This window comes from Streptomyces corynorhini, assembly GCF_003346515.1.
In the GTDB taxonomy this organism is placed as follows: domain Bacteria; phylum Actinomycetota; class Actinomycetes; order Streptomycetales; family Streptomycetaceae; genus Streptomyces; species Streptomyces corynorhini.
Map to the genome: position 1 here is coordinate 13,700 of NZ_QQNA01000009.1, position 22,326 is coordinate 36,025.

General features: G+C 75.1%; 3 protein-coding genes. All 3 read right to left on the reverse strand.

Annotated elements, in window-relative coordinates; all coding sequences use genetic code 11:
* Nucleotides 1–47: 47 nt before the first annotated feature.
* From DVH02_RS01760 to DVH02_RS01770, 3 genes are read right to left on the reverse strand one after another with little or no spacing between them, the layout of a single operon-like run.
* Nucleotides 48–5,720: a type I polyketide synthase gene (locus DVH02_RS01760; RefSeq protein WP_114621873.1), complete on the reverse strand. Its 5,673-nt coding sequence runs from the start codon at nt 5,718–5,720 to the stop codon at nt 48–50.
* The gene (locus DVH02_RS01765; protein ID WP_407697579.1) at nt 5,717–10,474 is read right to left on the reverse strand and encodes a type I polyketide synthase; all 4,758 of its coding nucleotides are present in this window, start codon (nt 10,472–10,474) and stop codon (nt 5,717–5,719) included. Before DVH02_RS01765 ends, DVH02_RS01760 begins: the two co-directional genes overlap by 4 nt.
* Nucleotides 10,475–10,476: 2 nt before the next feature.
* A complete protein-coding gene (locus DVH02_RS01770; protein ID WP_114621875.1) occupies nt 10,477–22,308 on the reverse strand; it encodes a type I polyketide synthase in 11,832 nt (3,943 codons plus the stop codon).
* Nucleotides 22,309–22,326 lie beyond the last annotated feature (18 nt).

The following is a 22,326-nucleotide window of genomic DNA, read 5'->3' on the forward strand; positions in this document are numbered from 1 at the left end:
ATGGTTCCACTCCTTCCGGACAGTCGGCCCGATGGCGCGTCGAGGCATCACTGGAAACGGTTGTCCACCAGCGCGAAGAGTTCGTCGTCGCTCGCGGTGTCCAACGGGACGCCGCTCGCGGCTTCACCGGCTCCGGTCAGTTCGGCCAGCAGTTCCGACAGCTGTGCCACGGCCCGTTCCCGGATCTCCTCGCCCGGCCGCGTGGCACGCAACCCCCGCGCCAGCCGGTCCAGTCCGGCGACAACCGTCTCCGCGTCCCCGTCCCCGGCCGGGACCAGCAGGGTGCCGAGGTGACAGGCGACGGCTCGCGGCGTGGGGTGGTCGAAGACGAGCGTGGCGGGCAGCCGCAGCCCGGAGGCGGCGGCGAGCCGGTTGCGCAGCTCGATCGCGGTCAGCGAGTCGAACCCCATCTCCAGGAAACCGCGGGTGTCCGCGACGGCGTCCGGGGAACGGTGTCCCAGCACCCGCGCCACCTCGGTGCAGACCAGCTCCAGCAACGTCCTCTCACGTTCGGTCTCGGACAGGGCCTCCAGCCCCTCGACAGCGGTCGGCGGACCGGTACCCGCGCCGAGGTCCGCGGGGGCCGCCGCCCTGCGTACGGCGGGGGCCGCCAGGGCGCGCAGTACCGGCGCGGCCGTGCCGGAACCGGCCCCCGCCCGCAGCGCGGCGACATCGATTCCCATGGGCGCCGCTACCGCCTCACCCCCGGCCAGGGCCAGGTCGAACAGGCGCAGGCCCTCCCGCGACGACAGCGGGCGCATCCCGGAACGCGCGATCCTGGCCAGGTCCGCCTCGGTGAGGTGACCGGTCATCCCGCTCTCCTGCTCCCAGAAGCCCCAGGCCAGCGATACGGCGGGCAGGCCGGTGGCGCGGCGGCGCAGCGCCAGCGCGTCCAGGGCCGCGTTCGCCGCGGCGTACGCCCCCTGTCCTGCCGTTCCGAGAATCCCCGACGCCGAGGAGAAGAGCACGAACGCGGCCAGGTCCAGCCCCCGCGTCAAGGAGCCGAGGTGTTCCGCCGCGTCCACTTTCGTACGGACGACACGGTCCAGGCTCTCGGGGGTCATGGCGCTCACCACCGCGTCGTCCAATACCCCTGCGGCATGCACGACGGCGGTCAGCGGCGCGCTCGCCGGTATCCGCTCCAGGACCGCGGCCAGGGCCTCCCGGTCGCCCACATCGCAGGCGGTGACCTCCGCGTCGGCGCCCAGCGCGGACAGCTCGGACACCAGCTCCGCCGCGCCCGGGGCCTCGGGGCCGCGACGGCCCACCAGCAGCAGCCGGTTCGCCCCGTGCCCGGTCACCAGGTGACGGGCGACCAGACCGCCCAGCATTCCGGTGCCGCCGGTGACGAGCACGGTTCCGCCGGTGAACGGCCGCTCCGTGCCCGGCTGTTCACCGGGGTCCCCGGCCCTGGCCAGCCGGGGCAGCAGGGCCCTGCCGTCCCGTACGGCGACCTGGGGCTCCCCGGTGGCCAGCGCGTCGGACAGCTGCCGCGCCGAGGGGCGCGCGGTGTCCGTGTCCACCAGGACGAAACGGTCGGGATGCTCGGTCTGAGCGGTCCGCACCAGCCCCCAGACCGCCGCCTGCGCACTGTCCGGCACGTCCCCGTCCCGCGCCGCCACCGCGTGCCGCGTCACCAGGACCAGGCGCGAGGAGGCGAGTCGGCCGTCCGAGAGGTGGGTCTGCACCGCGTTCAGCGCCCGCCGCGCGCTGGTGTGGACCGCTTCGGCACCAGCGTCGTCGGCGGTCGCGGCGGACGTGGCGGTCGCGGCGGACGTGGCGGACGTGGCGCAGAACAGCACCACGGTCTCGGGCACGGGCCCGCCCGAGCCGAGGCTCTCGCGCAGCGCCTCCAGATCGTGGTGGTGCGCCACCCGGCCGCCCGGTTCCGCCGGGTCCTCGACGGCGGCGCCGGGGCCCACGAGGGCCCAACCGCCGTGCGCCGCGGACCGGTCGGCGGGCGCGGCGGGCGCGGCGGGCGCGGCGGGCCAGTCGAGCCGGAACAGGCCGTTGTCCCGGGCCGCGCGGGGGCGGGCCAGCCGCGCGGGGTCGACGGGCCGCAGGGCCAGTGACCCCACCGAGGCCACCGGGTTCCCGGCCGGGTCGGCGAGGGTGAGGGTGACGCCGTCCGTTCCCTCGGGGGACAGCCGGACCCGCAGCGCCGAGGCGCCCACCGCGTGCAGCGAGACGTTGTTCCACGCGAAGGGGAGCCGGACGCCCCGCCGGTCCGCCTGTTCGTCGTCGGGTCCCGCGCCGAGCAGGGCGACGGTCTGCAGGGCGGCGTCCAGCAGCGCGGGATGCAGGCCGAAGGCGGCCGCCTCCGCGCCGTGTTCCTCGCGCAGCCGCACCTCCGCGTAGATCACGTCCCCCAGCCGCCAGGCGGCACGCAGTCCCTGGAAGGCGGGCCCGTACCCGTACCCCTGGTCGGCCAGCCGGGCGTAGTGGCCGCTCACGTCGACGCCGACCGCCCCGGGCGGCGGCCACGGCCCGGTCTCCGGCGCGTCCGCGGGCTCGTCCTCGACGAGCACACCGGTCGCGTGCCGCGTCCACGGCTCGTCGTCGCTGGTCCTGGAATGCACGCTGACGGCCCAGCCCTCCGCCTCGCCACGGCTGTCGGCCAGCACCTGAAGGGTCAGCTCGCCGTCCTCGGGGAGAACCAGCGGAGCCTGGACGGTCAGCTCCCGCACCTGCCCGGCTCCCAGCAACTGCCCGGCGTGCGTGGCCAGTTCCAGAAACGCCGTGCCGGGCAGCAGGATCGTGCCGTGCACGGTGTGGTCGGCGAGCCACGGCTGCCCGCCGACCGAGACGCGTCCGCTGAGCACCAGACCGTCCCCGGTCGCCGTGGCGACGGCCGCCGCCACGAGGGGGTGGCCGGCCGCGGTGAGGCCCGCCGCCGAGAGGTCCGCCTCCCCGCCGCGGTCGCGCAGCCAGTAGCTCTGCCGCTGGAAGGCGTACGTGGGCAGGTCCACCCGCCGCGCCCCGCCGCGCGCGAACAACGGCGCCCAGTCGACCGGAACACCGTGGGTGTGCAGCGTGCCCGCCGCCCGCAGGAAGCCGTCCTGCCCGCTGTCGTCGCGGCGCAGCGTACCGGTCACCAGGGCGCCGTCCGCCCCGGCGTCCTCCATCGTCTCCTGCACCGGCACGGTGAGAACCGGGTGCGGGCTGATCTCCAGGAAGACGTCCGCGCCGCCCGACGCCAGCTCCCGGGTCGCCTCGGCCAGCCGCACGGGCAGCCGCAGATTGCGGTACCAGTAGTCCGCCCGCAGATCCGCGGCCTCCAGGAGGCCGCCGGTCACCGTCGAACAGAAACGCACCCGGGCAGGGGCGGGCGAGATGCCGGCGAGCGCGTCCAGCAGTTCCTCGCGTATCTCCTCGACCTGGGGGGAGTGCGAGGCGTAGTCCACCGGGATGCGGCGTGCCCGCACCCCTTCGTCGGCGCACCTGGCCAGCAGACCGTCGAGGGCCTCCACCTCGCCCGACACCACCACCGAGGAGGGGCTGTTGACCGCCGCCACCGACAGACCGTCACCGCAGGACGCGACGAGGGACGCGGCCCGCTCCGCACCGAGCGCGACCGTGACCATGCCGCCTCGGCCGGCCAGGGCCCGCAACGCCCTGCTGCGTACGGCCACCACGCGGGCCGCGTCCTCCAGCGACAGGACACCCGCCACGCACGCCGCGGCGATCTCGCCCTGGGAGTGGCCCACCACCGTGTCCGGTGTCACCCCCACCGAACGCCACAGGGCCGTCAGCGACACCATCACCGCGAACAGCGCGGGCTGCACGATGTCCACGCGCGCCAGCCAGCTGTCGTCCCGCGCCCGCAGCACGTCGGGCAGCGACCAGTCCACGTGCGGCGCCAGGGCCGCCGCGCACTCCTCCATCGCCTCGCGGAACACCGGAGAGGAGTCCAGCAGGCCCGCCGCCATCCCGGCGAACTGCGAACCCTGCCCCGGGTAGACGAACACCGTTTTCCGCCGCCCCCCGGCCGCGGCGGCGCCCCGCCCGCCGGCCGACGGGGCGGCGGGGACCACCCGGGGGTTCTCCTCGCCCCGGGACAGGGCCGCGAGGCCCCGTACGAGTTCGTCCCTGCCCGAGCCGAGCACGACGGCGCGGTAGGGGAACACGGAGCGGGTCGTCGCGAGGGACAGACCGATGTCGGCGTCGCTCACCTCCGGGTGGGCGTCGGCGTACGCGCCCAACCGCGCCGCCTGTTCGCGCAGGGCCCCCGGGCTCACCCCGGACACCGTCCACGGGAGCGCCGACGCGGCGACCGTGTCCGACGGCCCGTCCGGTGCGTCCGCTTCGCTGTCCGTACCGTCCCTGGGTGCCTGTTCGAGGATGACGTGGGCGTTGGTGCCGCTGACTCCGAAGGAGGAGACTCCGGCGCGGCGTGGCCGGTCGTTCTCGGTGCCGGGCCACGGCCGGTCCTCGGTGAGGAGGCGGACGGCGCCGCTGGACCAGTCCACGTGGGGGGTGGGCTCGTCGACGTGCAGGGTCCTGGGCAGTAGGCCGTGCCGCATCGCCATCACCATCTTGATCACCCCGGCCACCCCGGAGGCCGCCTGGGTGTGCGCGATGTTGGACTTCACCGAGCCCAGCCACAGCGGCCGGTCCTCCGGCCGCCCCTGCCCGTACGCCGCCAGCAGCGCCCGTGCCTCGATCGGGTCGCCCAGGGTGGTCCCGGTCCCGTGCGCCTCGACCGCGTCCACGTCGGCGGGCGACAGCCGGGCACTGGCCAGCGTCTCCTCGATCAGCCGCTGCTGGGACGGGCCGTTGGGCGCGGTCAGCCCGTTCCCCGCGCCGCCGTGGTTGACGGCGGAGCCGCGGACGAGGGCCAGGACCGGGTGGCCGTTGCGCCGCGCGTCCGACAGCCGTTCCAGTACGAGGACTCCGGCGCCCTCGCCCCAGCCGGTGCCGTCCGCCGCCCCCGCGAAGGACTTGCACCGGCCGTCCGCCGCCAGCCCGCGCTGCCGGGAGAACTCCACGAAGGCGTTCGGGGTGGACATCACCGTCACCCCGCCCGCCAGGGCCAGGGAGCACTCACCGGCACGCAGCGCGCGACTCGCCTGGTGCAGGGCGACCAGCGAGGAGGAGCAAGCGGTGTCGATCGTCACCGCGGGGCCCGTCAGTCCGAGGACGTAGGAGGTGCGTCCGGCGGCCACGGCCGCGGTGCTGCCGGTCAGCCGGTAACCGGCCACCTCGTCGCCGGTGTCGACCCGCGAGGGGAACGCGTACCCCTGGTGGGTCAGCCCGACGAAGACCCCGGACCTGCTCTCCCGCAGGGACAGCGGGTCGATGCCCGCCCGCTCCAGCGCCTCCCAGGTGATCTCCAGCCACAGCCGCTGCTGCGGGTCCATGGCGAGCGCCTCGCGCGGACTGATCCCGAAGAACTCCGCGTCGAAGCCCGCCGCGTCGTCGAGGAAGGCACCGGTGCGGACATAGCTCTTCCCCGGCCGCCCCGGCTCCGGGTCGTACAGGCCCTCCAGGTCCCAGTCGCGGTCGCGGGGGAGGCCGCCGACCGTGTCGGCCCCGTCGGCGACCAGGCTCCACAGCCCTTCCGGGGACTCGACGCCGCCGGGGAAACGGCAGCCCATGCCCACGATCGCGAGGGGCTCGTACTCCTGCTGTTCGGTCTGGTCCAGACGCGCCCGGGTCTGACGCAGTTCGGTGGTGACGAGTTTCAGGTACTCGCGCAGTCTGTCCTCTGCCGTGGTCACGAGATTCCCAGCTCCTTGTTGACGATGCGGAATATCTCGTCGTCGGTCGCCGACGTCAGAGCGTCATCCGGTTCACCAGCGGTCGGATCGGGCTGGTCCCACTTCCACAGCAGCGTCCGCAGCCGCGCGACGACACGGCCGCGGGCCTCGTCGCCCGGCCCCATGGCCTCGACCGCCGTCTCCAGCCGGTCCACCTCGGCGAACACCGCGCCTGACCCGCCCTGGGGGAGGACCTCGGCGCGCAGCTGCCGGGCCAGAGCGACCGGCGTCGCGTGGTCGTACACCACGGTGGTCGGCAGGGCGAGGCCGGTGGCCTCGTTGAGCCGGTTGCGCAGGGTCAGCGAGGCCATCGAGTCGAATCCGAGATCCTTGAACGCCGACGTGGCGCGGACGGCGTCCCGCGTACGGTGGCCCAGGGCGTCCGCCGCCTGGGCGAGCACCAGGTCCAGGAGCAGCCGCTCCTGCTCGTCCGCCGTCAGGCGGGTCAGCTCCTCCCGCAGGGAACCGGCCCGTTCCGGTCCGCTCCCGCTCTCCACGCGCAGAGCGCGCCGCGCGTCGGGCAGGTCGTCCAGCAGCGCGCGCGAGCGCGACATGCTGTACACGGGAGCGAACCGGCTCCAGTCGACGGCGGCGAACGCGGACGTGGTCTCGTCGCGGTCGAGCGTCGCCCGCAGGCCCGCGAGAGCGGTCTCCGGGGCCATCAGCGGGACGCCGCGCTCGCGCAGCGACTCGCCCGCCCCTTCGGCGCCGGCCATCCCGCCGCCGCCCCAGGCACCCCACGCCACCGATGTCGCGGCCTGTCCGCCCGCCCGGCGGGCACTGGCCAGGGCGTCCAGGAACGCGTTGGCCGCGGCGTACGCCGCCTGCCCGGTGCTGCCCCACACCCCGGCCCCCGAGGAGAAGAGGACGAACGCGTCGGGTGATCTGCCCGGCGCCGATCCGTCGAAGACGGCGTCCAGGTTCCTGGCGCCTTCGAGCTTGCCGGACATCACCTCGGCGATCTCCGTCAGATCGCAGCGCGCGAGCGGCTTCTCGCCGTGATTCGCGCCCGCCGCGTGCACGACGGTGGTGACCGGCCGCTCCTCGGGCAGGGCGTCGACGACCCGGCGCAGGTCCTCGCGGTCGGTGAGGTCGCACGCGGCGACGGTCACCTCGCTGCCCATCCCGGTGAGTTCGGCCTCCAGTGCGGCCACGCCGGGGGCGTCGCGCCCGCGACGGCTGAGCAGCACCAGGTGCGGGACGCCCTGCCCGGCCAGCCAGCGGGCCACATGCGCGCCGAGCGCGCCCGTTCCCCCGGTCACCAGCGCGGTGCCCGTGGGCTGCCAGGCACGCCGCACCGGTGCCTGCGCCAGCGGGGAGCGCACCAGGCGGCAGCCGTGAACTCCGCTCGCGCGCAAAGCCAGTTGGCTCTCCCCGTTCGGGTTCGCGAAGATGCTCACAAGACGGGAGAGTGCCGTCTCGTCCACCTCTCCCGGCAGGTCGACCAGTCCGCCCCACCGACGCGGCCATTCGAGCGCGGCGACCCGCCCCAGCCCCCACACGGCGGCCTGTGCCGGATTGCGGACCGGCTCGGGACCGACGGCCACCGCCTGCTGGGTGAGACACCACAGCGGCGCGTCGACTCCGGCGTCGCCCAGCGCCTGCCCCAGCACCACCGTCATCGCGAGCCCGCCGCTCAGCGCGGGCCCGTCAGGCAACGGCCGTTCGTCCGAGGCCAGTACGGACACCACCGCTCCCACCGGGGGCCCCTCGCCGAGTGCCTCGCGCAGGCGGCGGCCGAGAAGGGCCCGGTCGGTTCCGGTCCCGGTGTCGACGGTGAGCCGGACGACCTCGGCGGCTCCGGCCCGTCGGCAGGCCGCCGCGGTCTCCGCCGCCGGTCCCTCCGCGCCCGCCGCCGAGACCACCAGCCACCTGCCGGACAGCGGGGCCGCGCCGGGATCCGGCAGGGCCGCCCAGTCGACGCGGTAGCGGTGCTCGTCCACCCGGGCCAGGGACCGTTCGGCGCCGTCCTCGGCCGCCAGCCAGAACCGCTCGCGCTGGAAGGCGTAGGTCGGCAGCGGCACCCACCGCCCGTCGCCGCCGTCGAGGACACCGGCCCAGTCCACCTCGGTGCCCCGCACATGCAGCCCGCCCAGCGCCGCCAGCAGGGCGGTGCGCTCCGGCCGGTCCCGGTGCGAGGCCGCGGCGAACACGGCGTCGTCGCCGAGGACACACTCCTGGCCCATCGCCGCGAGCACGGCGTCCGGGCCGAGTTCCAGGAAAGCGGTGACGCCCTCGGCCTCCAGTGTCCGTACCGCGTCGAGGAACCTGACGGTGTCCCGCGCGTGCCGCGCCCAGTACTCCGGCTCGCACAGCTCCTCCGGCGTCACCACGGCGCCCGTCAGCGCGGACACCACCGCGATGCGCGGGGCGTTCAGGGACACGCCCCGCACGACCTCGGCGAACTCCGCCACCATCGGGTCCATACGGTGCGAGTGGAACGCGTGGCTGACCCGCAGCCGTTTCGTGTTCCGGCCCCGCTCCGAGAAGTACGAGGCCACCTCGCCCACCGCGTCCTCGTCACCGGCGACCACCACGGCGGACGGACCGTTCACCGCCGCGAGACCGGCCCGGCCTGCCCGCTCCGCCAGGAGCGGCGCGACCTCCTCCTCGGTGGCCTGCACCGCGGTCATCGCCCCGCCCTCCGGCAGCGCCCGCATCAGACGTCCACGGGCGGCGACGAGGACGGCCGCGTCCGCGAGGGACAGCACCCCCGCGACATGCGCGGCGGTCAGCTCGCCGACGGAATGGCCGGACACGAAATCCGGCCGTACGCCCCAGGACTCCACCAGCCGGTGGAGCGCGACCTCGACCGCGAACAGCGCGGGCTGTGTCATCGCCGTCCCGTCGAGCAGGCCGTCGGTCCCCGCTGCCCCGAAGACCACGTCGCGCAGCGGCCGGTCGAGATGCCGGTCCAGTGCGGCGCACGCGTCGTCGAAGGCCCCGGCGAACACCGGGTACCGCTCGTACAGTTCACGTCCCATGCCGACGCGCTGCGCGCCCTGCCCGGTGAACAGGAACGCGAGAGCGCCCTCGCGGACCTCGCCGCGCGCCCCCTCGGCGGGCAGCTCCCCGGCGGCGAGCCGACGCAGACCGCGCGCCAGTTCGGCGCGGTCCCCGGCCACGACGACGGCGCGGTGCTCGAACGCCGAGCGCGTCGTGGCCAGGGAGAACGCGACATCGGTGAGGCGCGGGCCCGGTTCCCCCTCCAGATACCGGAGCAGCCGCTCGGCCTGCTCCCGCAGCGCGGCCCCGCTCCGGCCCGACACGAGCCACGGCAGCGGGCCCCCGGGCGCGGGCGCGGGCCGCTCCCGGTCGTCCGCCGGGGCCTCCTCCAGGACCACATGGGAGTTGGTCCCGCTGATCCCGAAGGAGGACACCCCGGCGCGACGCGGCCGTCCCGGGTCCGGCCACCGCCGGGTCCCGGTCAGCAGCTCCACCGTCCCGGCCGACCAGTCCACCTGGGTCGACGGCTTGTCGACGTGCAGGGTCCCCGGCAGCACGCCGTGCCGCAGCGCCATCACCATCTTGATCACCCCGGCGACGCCCGAGGCCGCCTGGGTGTGACCGATGTTCGACTTCACCGAGCCGAGCCAGAGGGGGCGTTCGCGCTCCCCCTCGAAGGCCGCCAGGATCGCCTGGGCCTCCATCGGGTCGCCGAGCGGCGTTCCGGTGCCGTGTCCCTCGATCACGTCGATGTCCGTGGCCGACAGCGCGGCGTCGTCGAGGGCCTGACGGATCACCCGCTGCTGCGCGGGCCCGTTCGGCGCGGTCAGCCCGCTGCTCGCGCCGTCCTGGTTCACCGCGCTGCCCCGCACCACGGCAAGGATGCGACGGCCGCCGCGCCGCGCGTCGGAGAGCCGCTCCAGCAGCAGCACCCCGGCGCCCTCGCTCCACCCGGCGCCGTCCGCGGAGTCGGCGAAGGACTTGCAGCGGCCGTCCGGGGCCAGCCCCCGCTGGCGGCTGAACTCCACGAACGTGGACGGGGTCGACATGACCGTCACCCCGCCCGCCAGGGCCAGGGAGCACTCGCCGCGCCGCAGCGCCTGCACCGCCAGGTGCAGCGCCACGAGCGAGGACGAGCACGCCGTGTCCACCGTGACGGCCGGACCCTCCAGGCCCAGGGTGTACGCGATCCGGCCGGAGGCGACGCTGCCCGCGCTCCCTGTGCCGAGGTAGCCCTCCACCTCCTCGGTCGGCAGGCCGGGCCGGGCGCCGTAGTCGTGGTACATCACTCCGGCGAACACGCCCGTCCTGCTGCCCCGCAGGGACAGCGGGTCGATCCCGGCCCGTTCGACCGCCTCCCAGGAGGTCTCCAGCAGCAGCCGCTGCTGGGGGTCCATGGCGAGGGCCTCGCGCGGCGAGATACCGAAGAATCCCGCGTCGAACTCCGCTGCGTCGTAGAGGAATCCGCCTTCCCTCGTGTACGAGGTGCCCCGCTGTTCCGGGTCGGCGGCGAACAGCGACGTCAGATCCCAGCCACGGTCGCCGGGGAACCCCGACACCGCGTCGCCGCCGTCCACCACCAGGTCCCACAACCGCTCGGGCGAGTTCGCGCCGGCCGGGTACCGGCAGCTCATCGCGACAATGGCCACCGGCTCGACCGCGGCCCGCGCCGCGTTCCTCAGCCTCTCGTTCTCCTTCAACGAAGCCCGTAGTGCTTCGACAACCGCTTCGGACGATGTGGCCATGGCCCCTCCTGCCATCGAATCCAAGATCAGGACTTGTCCCCGCCGAAGGCCGATCTCACGAGATCGTCGACGTTCATGTCGTCGAAGCCGGGCTGCTCGCCGTCCGTCGTGTCGCGCGGGTCCTCGTCGACACCGGCGAGCCTGAGCAGATCCGCCAGCAGGCCGGACTGGCGCAGACGTGCGATCGGAATCGTGGCCAGCGCCTCGCGGAACTCCTGTTCCCGCGCCTCCTGACCGGTGAGCGGCCGGCTCTCGGGGAAGAGCCGCTCCCGCAGGTAGCGGGCCGTCTCCGCGGGGGTGGGGTGATCGAAGACCAGCGTCGAGGGCAGGCGCAGGCCGGTGGCCGTGCTCAGCCGGCCGCGCAGCTCGACCGCTGTCAGGGAGTCGAATCCCATCTGGAGGAATCCCCGGCTGTCCTGTACGGCCTCCGCGGAGGCGAGCCCCAGCACGGTCGCCGCCTGCTCCCGCACCAGCCGCAGGAACGACCGGTCCCGCTCCTCGGGCGGCAGCGCGGCCACCCGCTCCCCGAACGGCTGGACCGGTCCCGACGCCGTTCCGGAGCCGCCGCGCCGCCGCCCGGCCCTGACCAGGGCGCGCAGCACCGACGGCAGCGGAGCGGCCTCGCTCGCGGCCGAGACCGCCGCGATGTCCAGCCTCATCGGCACCAGCAGCGCCTCCGGCGCCCGCAGAGCCGCGTCGAACAGCGCCAGACCCTCGTCGGTGGGAAGCCGCCCGACCCCCGACCGCGCCATCCGGCGCAGATCCTGGTCCGACAGACCGTCGGTGAGACCACTGCGCCGCTCCCACAGCCCCCACGCCAGGGAGGTGCCGGGCAGACCGGCGGCCCGCCGGTCGTGCGCGAGGGCGTCCAGGAAGGTGTTCGCCGCCGCGTAGCCGCCCTGTCCCGCGGTGCCCAGCACCCCGGCGGCCGAGGAGAAGAGCACGAAGGCCGCGAGTCCGGCGTCCCGGGTCAGTTCGTGCAGGTTCAGCGCCCCGTCCACCTTGGGCCGCAGCACCGTGTCCACGCGCTCGGGGGTCAGCGAGGTCAGCACCGTGTCGTCCAGCGCCCCGGCGGCGTGCACCACCGCCGTCAGCGGATGCTCCGCCGGGACCCGGCCCAGCAGCGAGGCCAGGGCCTCCCGGTCGGCCACGTCACACGCCGCCACCGTGACCCGGGCGCCCAGGGCGACGAGTTCCGCCTCCAGCTCGGCCGCGCCCGCCGCCGCGGGGCCGCCGCGGCTGGTGAGCAGCAGTCCCCTCACGCCGTGCCGGGCCACCAGATGGCGGGCGAGCAGCGCGCCGAGGCCGCCGGTCCCGCCGGTGATCAGGACGGTGCCCTCGGCGGCGAGCGGCCGGTCGGCCGCCTCCTGCGGCACGGACGGGACGCGGCTGAGCCGCGGGGCGAGCGCCAGGCCCCGGCGCAGGACGAGTTGGGGTTCGCCGGACGCCACGGCCGCCGCCAGCACCCGGCGCGACGCCTCGTCGTCGTCCGTGTCCAGCAGGCAGAACTGCCCCGGATGCTCCGACTGGGCGGAGCGCACCAGTCCCCACAGCGGAGCGTGGGTCAGGTCGCGCGGCGCCCCGTCGTCGGCGGTGGCGGCCACGGCGTGGCGGGTGACGAAGACCAGCCGCGAGGCGGCGAACCGCTCGTCGGCGAGCCAGGCCCGGATCCGCGCCAGCGCGCGGTGGGTGGCCGACCGCACGGATCCGGCCGGATCCGTGCCGTGCCGGGTGCCGCTCGCGAAGGGCACCAGGACCACCTCGGGCGGCTCGGCTCCCGAGGCGAGCGCCTCGGCCAGCGCGGCCAGGTCCCCGTACCGCTCGCACCGCACCCCGGTCGCCTGCGGGGCGCCGCCCAACGGCGCCGCTTCCGGGCCCAGTACGGCCCAGGTCCCCGCGACCGGCGCGGCCGACGCCGGTAGCGCCAGCCGCTCACCGGTGACCCGGAAGAGCGAACGGTGGTGCCCGCCGCGGGCGTTCTCGATGCCGCCCGGCGATACCGGCCGCACCATCAGCGAATCGACCGAGAGCACCGGAGCGCCGGAGGCGTCGGTCGCCGTGAGCGACACCGTCCTCGGCCCGGCAGGCGACAGCCGTACCCGTAGCGAAGCGGCCCCCGGGGCGTGCAGGCGCACCCCCTTCCAGGCGTACGGCAGCAGCGGTTCGGTGACCTCGCCCACCAGCCCGCCCAGGACGATCGCGTGCAGCGCGGCGTCGAAGAGGGCCGGGTGCACTCCGTAGTGCCGGGCCTGTTCCGCGTCCGGGAGACTCACCTCGGCGAAGAGGTCCTGACCGTGCCGCAGGACGGTGCGCAGCCCCTGGAAGGCCGGTCCGTAGCCGAGTCCTGCCGCCGCCAGCGCCGTGTACCCGTCGTCCAGGGCCACCGGTTCCGCGTCCGGGGGCGGCCACGGTGTCGTCGCGTCGCGCGGAGCGTCCGGCGGAGCGGACGGCCCCGTGCCGAGCACACCCACGGCGTGCCGTGCCCACGGCGCGTCCTCGGGCGCGGCCTCGGGCCGCGAGTGCACCTCGACGGAGCGACGCCCGGCCTCGTCCCCTTCCTCGACCGTCACGCGCAGCTGTACGCCACCGTCACCGTCGAGGACCAGCGGCTCCAGGAGCGTCAGCTCCTCGACCGTGTCACAGCCGGTCTCCTCGGCGGCGCGCAGCGCCAGTTCGGCCAGTGCGGTGCCGGGCAGGAGCACCGTGTCCAGCACCGTGTGGTCGGCGAGCCACGGCTGGGCCCGCGTCGACAGCCGTCCGGCCAGGATCGTGCCCGCCGAGCCGGGCAGCGCCACCACGGCGCCGAGCAGCGGGTGGTGGGCCGGCCCCAGACCGGCCGAGGCCATGTCCCCCGGACCGCCGGAGCGCTCCAGCCAGTACCGCTCGCCGCCGAACGGGTAGGTCGGCAGCTCACCGGCGCCGCCGCGCGGCCCCCGGAAGAGCGCCGGCCAGTCCACCGGCAGACCACGGGTGTGCAGTTCCGCGGCCGAGGTGAGGAAGCGCCCGAGACCTCCGTCGCCGCGGCGCAGCGAACCGACCGCCTGCCCGTCGGGCGCGTTCGCGGCCTCCATGGTCTCCTGGATCGCCATGGTCAGCACGGGGTGCGGGCTGGCCTCGACGAAGACGTCGAATCCGCGCTCCAGGAGCAGCCGGGTGACGCGCTCCAGATGGACGGTCTCGCGGAGGTTGCGGTACCAGTAGTCGGCGTCCAGCGCGGTCGTGTCCAGCTCCGTGCCGGTGACCGTCGAGTAGAAGGGGACCTCGGCGGGCCGCGGGGCGATCGGCGCCAGCTCCCGCAGCAGCCGCTCCCGTACCCGCTCGACCTGCGGTGAGTGCGAGGCGTAGTCCACCGGGAGCGTCCTGGTCCGTGTCCCGTCGAGCTTGCAGCGCCTCTCCAGTTCCTGGAGCGCGTCCGGGTCGCCGGAGACGACCGTGGACGAGGCGCCGTTCACCGAGGCGACCGACAGCCGGCCTTCCCAGCGTGTCACCAGCCGGGAGATGTCGTCCTCGCCCAGCGCCACGGACATCATGCCGCCCTCGCCGGACATCGCGGCCAGCGCCTTGCTGCGCAGTGCCACGGTCCTGGCCGCGTCGTCGAGGGACAGGGCCCCGGCCACGCACGCGGCGGCGATCTCCCCCTGGCTGTGACCCATCACCGCGTTCGGCCGTACGCCGAGGGACTGCCACAGGGCCGCCAGCGACACCATGACGGAGAACAGGGCGGGCTGGACGACATCCACCCGGTCCAGCGAGGGAGCGTCGTCGGCCCGCCGCAGCAGAGCCGTCAAGGACCAGTCGACGAAGGGCGCGAGGGCCGCCTCGCACTCCCGTATCCGGGCGGCGAACACCTCGGATCCGTCGAGGAGTTCCGCGGCCATCCCCGGCCACTGCGAGCCCTGCCCGGAGAAGACGAACACGGTCCTGCCCCGGCCGCGTTCCCGCCCCCGTACGACGGAGTCCAGGTCGCGGTCCCCGGCCAGCGCGGTGAGACCGGCCAGCATGGCCTCGGCCCCGTCGCCCAGGATCACGGCACGGTGATCGAGCGTGGCGCGGGTCGTGGCCAGGGACCGGCCGATCCCCTCCACCTCGAATCCGGGCCTCTCGCGGAGACGGGAGAGCAGCCGGTCCGCCTGGGCGCGCAGCGCCCCGGCGCTCTTGCCCGACAGCGTCCAGGGCACGACGGGCAGGGGGGCGACCGCGTCCGGCGCCGGGCCGGGCCCGGCGGCCGGGGGCGGCGCCTGCTCGATGATCACGTGGGCGTTGGTGCCGCTGATGCCGAAGGACGAGACGGCGGCGCGCCGGGGCTGCCCGGTCTCGGGCCACCGGACGGTCTCGGTCAGCAGGGACAGCCCGCTGTCCGCCCACTCGATCTCCGGAGTGGGCCGGTCGACGTGCAGGGTGCGGGGGAGTGTTCCGTGCCGCATCGCCGTCACCATCTTGATCACGCCGGCCATTCCCGCGGCCGCCTGGGTGTGGCCGATGTTGGACTTCACCGAGCCCAGCCGCAGCGGACGGTCCTTCTCCCGATCGCGCCCGTACGTCGCCGCCAGGGCCTGCGCCTCGATGGGGTCACCGAGCTTGGTGCCCGTGCCGTGCGCCTCCACCACGTCGACGTCGCCGCCCGACAGCCGGGCGTTGGCCAACGCCTGCCGGATCACCCGCTGCTGGGAAGGGCCGTTGGGCGCGGTCAGGCCGTTGCTGGCTCCGTCGGAGTTGATCGCGGAGCCCCGGACGAGGGCCAGGACGGGGTGTCCGTTGCGCCGCGCGTCCGACAGACGCTCCAGCAGGATCGTGCCGATGCCCTCACCCCAGCCGGTGCCGTCCGCCGACGCGGCGAACGCCTTGCAGCGGCCGTCCGGGGACAGCCCGCGCTGACGGCTGAACTCCAGGAAGATGTCGGGCGCGGCCATGACGGCGGCTCCTCCCGCCACGGCGAGCGAGCACTCGCCCTGCCGCAGGGCCTGCGCCGCCATGTGCAGCGCGACCAAGGAGGAGGAACAGGCGGTGTCGATGGTCACCGCGGGCCCCTCCACGCCGAAGACGTAGGCGATCCGGCCGGACATGACACTCGCCGTACTGCCGGTCAGCAGATAGCCGCCCAGATCGTCGGGTGTCTGCCGCGGGTCCGAGGGATAGCCCTGCGAAGCGGCGCCGATGAACACCCCGACCGAGCTGCCCTTCAGCGACGTCGGGTCGATCTCGGCCCGCTCCAGCACCTCCCAGGAGGTCTCCAGCAGCAGCCGCTGCTGGGGGTCCATGGCCAGCGCCTCACGCGGACTGATCCCGAACAGCTCCGCGTCGAACCGCGCGGCGTCGTCGAGGAAGCCGCCCACCCGTACGTACGTGGTCCCCGGCCGGGTCGCGTCCGGGTCGTACAGGCTCTCCACGTCCCAGCCGCGGTCGTCCGGGAACGGGGACACCACGTCGGACTCGTCGATGACGAGCCGCCACAGGTCCTCCGGTGTCGCGATGCCCCCGGGATAGCGGCAGCTCATCGACACGATGGCGACGGGATCGTCGTCCACCGGCCGCGCGGCGGGGGTGGCCGCGGCTCCCGCCTCCACCGGCGCGGCGCCCAGCAGTTCGGTCTCCAGATGCCGGGCCAGCGCCGTGGGCGTCGGGTGGTCGAAGATCAGGGTGGACGAGAGCGGTGCGCCGACGGCCCCGGCCAGCCGGTTGCGCAGCTCGACCGCGGTCAGCGAGTCGAAACCCAGCTCCTTGAACGTGAGGCCGGAGACGACCGTCGCCCCGTCGGCGTGGCCCAGTACCGCCGCCGCGTGCGTACGCACCAGGTCGAGGACGATCTCTTCCCGCTCGGCACCGGTACGGGCCGCCAGCCGCTCGCGCAGCGCCGCGGCCGCCGCGGGCCTCGCCGCACCCCGGCCCGCCCGCCGCTTCGGCGCTCTGACGAGCCCGCGGAGCACGGGCGGCGTCTCCTCGGCCGGTATCCGGCGCAGGGCGGATCCGTCGACCCTGGCCGGGATGAGGGCCGCCTCGCCCGAGGCGAGAGCGGCGTCGAAGAGATCCAGGCCCTCCGCGTCCGAGAGGGGCACCAGGCCGGTGCGGCCCAGCCGCGCCAGGTCCACGTCGCCCAGCCCGCCGAGCATGCTCCCGGAGTCCGCCCACGGCCCCCAGGCCAGGGACAGTGCGGGCAGCCCCACGGCCGCGCGGTGAGCGGCCAGGGAGTCCAGGACGGTATTGCCCGCGGCGTAGTTCGCCTGCCCCGCGCCGCCGAGCACACCCGCGGTCGAGGAGAAGAGGACGAACGCCGACAGATCCGCGTCCCGGGTGAACTCGTCGAGGAGCAGCGCGGCGTCCGCCTTGGGGCGCAGTACGGTGTCCAGCCGCCCGGGGGTGAGCGCGGCCAGCACGCCGTCGTCGAGCACCCCGGCCGTGTGGACGACGCCGGTCAGCGGATGGGCGGCCGGCACGGAGTCGAGCAGTCGCCGCAGCGCCGCGCGGTCGGTGACGTCGCAGGCGGCGAGGGTCACGACGGCGCCCCGCGCCGTGAGTTCGGCCACCAGGGCGTCCGCGCCGGGGGCCTCGGCACCCCGGCGGGCGGCCAGCGTCAGGTGCTTCACACCGTGCCGCTCCACCAGTCGGCGGGCCACGGCGGAGCCGAGGGCCCCGGTGCCGCCCGTGACGAGGACCGTGCCCTCGGGATCGAGACCGGAGGGCACGGTGAGCACCACCTTGCCGATGTGGCGTGCCTGGCTGACGAACCGGAAGGCCTCGGCCGCGTGGCGCACGTCCCAGGTGGTCAGCGGCGGCAGGCGCAGCACGTCACGCCCGAACAGGCCGAGCACCTCGTCCAGCATCGTCCGGATGCGGTCGGGCCCGGCGTCGACGAGGTCGAACGCCCGGTAGGCCGCGCCGTCGTGCTCGGCCGCGACCACCGCGGCGTCCCGTACGTCGGTCTTGCCCATCTCCAGGAACCGGCCGCCGGGGGACAGCAGCCGCAGGGACGCGTCGACGAACTCACCGGCCAGCGAGTCGAGGACGACGTCCACGCCCCGCCCCACGCTGGTCCGCCGGAACTTCTCCTCGAACTCCAGCGTCCTGGAGGAGGCGATGTGCGCCTCGTCCAGGCCCATCGCCCGCAGCGCGCCCCATTTCGCGGGCCCGGCCGTCGCGTACACCTCGGCGCCCAGATGCCGGGCCAGCTGGACGGCGGCCGTACCGACGCCGCCGGTCGCGGCGTGCACCAGCACCGACTGGCCGGGCCGCAGATCCGCCAGCTCGGTCAGCGCGTAGTAGGCGGTCAGGAATACGGCGGGAACGGAGGCCGCCGCCGCGAAGGACCAGCCGTCCGGAACCCGGGCGAGCAGCCGCTCGTCGGTCACGGCCACCGGACCGATCCCGCCGAAGATCATGCCCAGCACCCGGTCGCCCGGGGCCACCGAGGTGACCCCGGGGCCCACTTCGCCGACGACACCGGCGCCCTCCACACCGAGCGGACCCGGCTCTCCTGGATACATGCCCAGCGCGTTGAGGGCGTCACGGAAGTTCAGGCCGGCGGCCCGCACCGCCACCCGTACCTGGCCGGGGGCCAGCGGCCCGGTCGCCTCGGGGTGCGCCGCCAGGGCGAGGTGGTCGAGGGTCCCGCCGCTGCCGACGCCCAGCCGCCAGGCGGGGGTCGAGGGCACCGGCAGGGCCCGTTCCCGGCGCGGGCGTGTCATCCGGGGCACCCTGAGCGCGCCCGCCCGCACGGCCAGTTGCGGCTCACCGGAGGCGAGGGCCGCGGCGAGCAGACGGTAGGAGTCCTCCTCGCCGTCCAGGTCGACCAGGACGAAACGGCCGGGGTTCTCCGACTGGGCGCTGCGCACCAGCCCCCAGACGGCGCTGTGCGCGAGATCGAGCACGTCCTCCGTGCCCACCGCGACGGCCCGCCGGGTGAGGAGGACCAGCCTGCGGCCGGCGAAGCGTTCGTCGGCCAGCCACGCCTGCACGACGCCGAGCACCCGGTGGGCGGCGGCGCGGACCGCGTCGGGGCGGTCGGCGGCCGCGAGCGTGCCCGCGTGGCAGGGGACGAGCACCGCGTCGGGGGCCTCCTGGCCGGCCGCCGTCGCCCGGCCGAGCGAGTCCAGGTCCCGGTGGACGGCGCGGGGTGCGACGGCGAGACGCGACAGCGGCACGTCGTCCTCGGCGGCCACGACCGCCCAGGACGACGGGGCCGTCGTGTCCGCGGCCGCCGGGGCGAGCGTCTCCCAGCTCAGCTGGAAGAGCCGGTCGTGGGCGGCGGATCCGGCCGCGCCGATCCGGTCGCGACCGGCCGGGCGCAGGACGAGCGCCTCGGCCGACAGCACGGGCTCGCCCGTCTCGTCGGTGGCCATCACCGAGACCGCGTCCTCACCGACCGGGGCCAGCCGCACGCGCAGGACCGGCGCGCCGGTGGCGTACCGGGTGACCCCGCGCCAGGCGAAGGGCAGCCGGGCCCGGTCCCAGCCGGGCAGGACGACATCCAGCGCGACGCCGTGCAGGGCCGAGTCCAGCAGCGCGGGATGCACACCGAAGTCCTCGGCTGCCGCGTCGCCCGGCAGGCACGCCTCCACGAACAGTTCGTCACCGCGCCGCCAGGCGGCCCGCAGCCCCTGGAACACCGGCCCGTAGTCCAGGCCCGTCTCCGCCATCAGCGGGTAGAGCCCGCCGACGTCCAGCGGCCGGGCGCCGCTCGGCGGCCAGGTGGCCAGGTTCCCGGCCGCGGACGCGGTGGCCGCGGCGAGCACCCCGGTGGCGTGCAGGGTCCACGGTTCGCCGTCCGCACCGCCGTCCGCACGCGAGTGCAGGTTCAGCGTCCGCTGCCCGGACTCGGCCGCCGCCCCCACGCGCATCTGCAGGGTGACGGCCTCCCGTTCCGGCAGGACCAGCGGGGTGTGGAACGTCAGCTCCTCCACCCGGTCGAGCCCGACCCGTTCGCCCGCGTGCAGCGCCAGTTCGAGGTAGGCGGTACCGGGGAGCACGGTCCTGTCGAACACCTTGTGGTCGGCGATCCAGGCGTGCGCGCTCGTCGAGAGCCGTCCGGTGAAGACGAGTTCGTCCTCGTCCGCCAGGGAGACCCGCGCGCCGAGCAGGGGGTGGCCGCCCGCGCTCAGGCCCGCGGAGCCGACGACCTCCGAGGACGCCGGGGCGTTCAGCCAGTGGCGGCCGAGCCGGAAGGGGTAGCTGGGCAGCTCCGCCGGCTGCCCCCCGGACACGTCGTAGAAGGCGTTCCAGTCCACCGCGACGCCCCGGCCGTGCAGCCCGGCCAGCGCGGTGGTGACACAGAGCTGTTCGGCCCGGTCCGCGCGCAGCGCCGGGGTCACATCGGCCGCCCCGCTGAGCGTGTCCCTGCCCATGGCCGACAGCACGCCGTCGGGCCCCAGTTCCAGGAAGGTGTGGACGCCCTCGGCCTCCATGACGCGCAGGGCGTCCGCGAACCGTACGGTCCCGCGGACGTGACGCACCCAGTACTCCGGTGTCCGGATCTCCTCCGCCGTGACCTCCTCGCTGGTGAGCGTGGACACGACGGCGATGTCGGGGGCGTGGAAGGACAGCGCGGAGACGACACGGCGGAACTCCGGCAGCATGGCGTCGACCAGCGGTGAGTGAAAGGCGTGACTGACCGTGAGTTCCTTGGTCTTGCGGCCCAGGGCGGCGAAGTGGGCGCCGACCTCGCGCACGGCCGCCGCCTCGCCGGAGACCACCAGGGAGGCCGGGCCGTTCACCGCGGCCAGGCCGATCCGGTCGGCGCGCTCCGCCACCAGCGGCGCCACCTCTTCCTCGGTGGCCTGTACGGCGGTCATGGCACCGCCTTCTGGCAGGGCCTGCATCAGCCTGCCGCGCGCCGCCACCAGGGTCGCCGCGTCCGGCAGGGACAGGACACCGGCGACGTGGGCGGCGGCCACCTCGCCGATGGAGTGGCCCGCCACCTGGTCCGGGCGTACCCCCCAGTGCGCGAACAGCCGGAAGAGCGCGACCTCCAGCGCGAACAGGGCGGGCTGGGTGTACTCGGTCCGGTCCAGCGCACCCCCGGTGCCCTCCGCCTCGAACATCACCTCACGAAGCGGCCGGTCCAGATGCGGGTCCAGGGCGGCGAACACCGCGTCCAGGGCCCGCGCGAAGACCGGGTGGCTCCGGTACAGCTCGCGCCCCGTTCCCACGCGTTGGCTGCCCTGGCCGGTGAACAGGAACCCGAGCTTCCCGCGGGCCGCCCCGCGGAGCGTCACCCGCGGATCGGGCCGGTCCTCGGCCAGCGCCGTCAGCCCCTGGACCAACTCCTCGCCGCTCCCCGCGACGACGGCGGCGGCGTGCGAGAAGACCGAACGGGTGGTGGCCAGCGCGTGCCCGACGTCCGCCGCGGTGAGCGAGTCGTGGTCATCCAGCCAGGACAGCAGGTTGCGCGCCTGGTCGCGCAGGGCGTCCTGCCCCCGCGCGGACAGGACCCAGGGGATCACCTCGGGCGGTGTCGCGGCGAGGGCCCGGGGAGTGTCGCCCGTCGGCGCCTGCTCCAGGATCACGTGCGCGTTGGTGCCGCTGATCCCGAAGGACGACACCCCGGCGCGGCGCGGACGGCCGGTCTCCGGCCACTCGGTCGCGCGCGTCAGCAGCTCCACCCGGCCCGAGGACCAGTCCACGTGCGGGGTCGGCTCGTCGACGTGCAGGGTCCGCGGCAGCACGCCGTGCCGCATCGCCAGCACCATCTTGATGACGCCGACCACCCCGGCCGCCGCCTGGGTGTGCCCCACGTTGGACTTCACCGAGCCCAGCCACAGCCGATCGTCGCGGTCGCGGCCGTAGGTGGCCAGCAGGGCCTGCGCCTCGATCGGGTCGCCCAGGGTGGTCGCGGTGCCGTGCGCCTCGACCGCGTCCACCTCGGAGGGGGCGAGCCGGGCGTCGGACAGGGCCTGACGGATCACCCGTTCCTGCGCGGGCCCGTTCGGCGCGGACAGGCCATTGCTCGCGCCGTCCTGGTTCGTCGCGCTCCCGCGGACCACGGCCAGCACGCGGTGACCGAGCCGCCGGGCGTCGGAGAGCCGCTCCAGGAGCAGGACGCCGACGCCTTCGGAAAGGCCCGTGCCGTCCGCCGCCGCCGCGAACGACCGGCACAGCCCGTCCGCGGACAGCCCCCGCTGCCTGCTGAAGCCCTGCAGCTGAGCGGGGGTCGTCATCACGGTGACGCCGCCGGCCAGCGCGAGGGAGCACTCGTCGCGGCGCAGCGCCTGGCACGCCGCGTGGATCGCCACCAGCGACGCCGAGCACGCCGTGTCGAAGGTGACCGCGGGGCCTTCGAGACCGAGGGTGTACGCGATACGGCCGGACAGCACGCTCGCCGCCCCCGAGGTCAGGAAATACCCTTCGTATTCCTTGAGATCGGCCGGCCGTACCCGGGTCGCGTAATCCTGGAAAGCCGTTCCTATGTAGACGCCCGTCCGGCTTCCGTGCAGCGTCGCCGGGTCGATTCCGGCCCGCTCCAGCGTTTCCCACGAGGTGTGCAGCAGAAGACGCTGCTGCGGGTCCATCGCCACCGCCTCGCGAGGGCTTATCCCGAAGAACTCCGCGTCGAATCCGGCCACATCGTCGAGGAAACCGCCGTGCCTCGTGTACACGGTTCCCGGACGGTCCGGGTCCGCGTCGAACAAGGCGTCGAGGTCCCAGCCGCGGTCCGTCGGAAAACCGGAGACGGCGACGCCGCCCGAGGAGACGAGCTGCCAGAACTGATCCGGGGTCCGCACGCCGCCGGGGAGGTGACAGCCCATCCCGACGATGGCCACCGGCTCGTGCCCGGCGGCGACCAGCTCCTGGTTCTGCTGCCGCAGCCGCTCCGTCTCCTTCATAGACGTGCGCAGGGCATCGACGATCTTATCCGGCGACGTGGCCATGGGTCCTCACAGATAGAT

Bases quoted from the DNA above. Each gene is read 5' to 3' on its own strand.
- DVH02_RS01770 (WP_114621875.1), bottom strand. From the start codon at position 22,308: ATGGCCACGTCGCCGGATAAGATCGTCGATGCCCTGCGCACGTCTATG.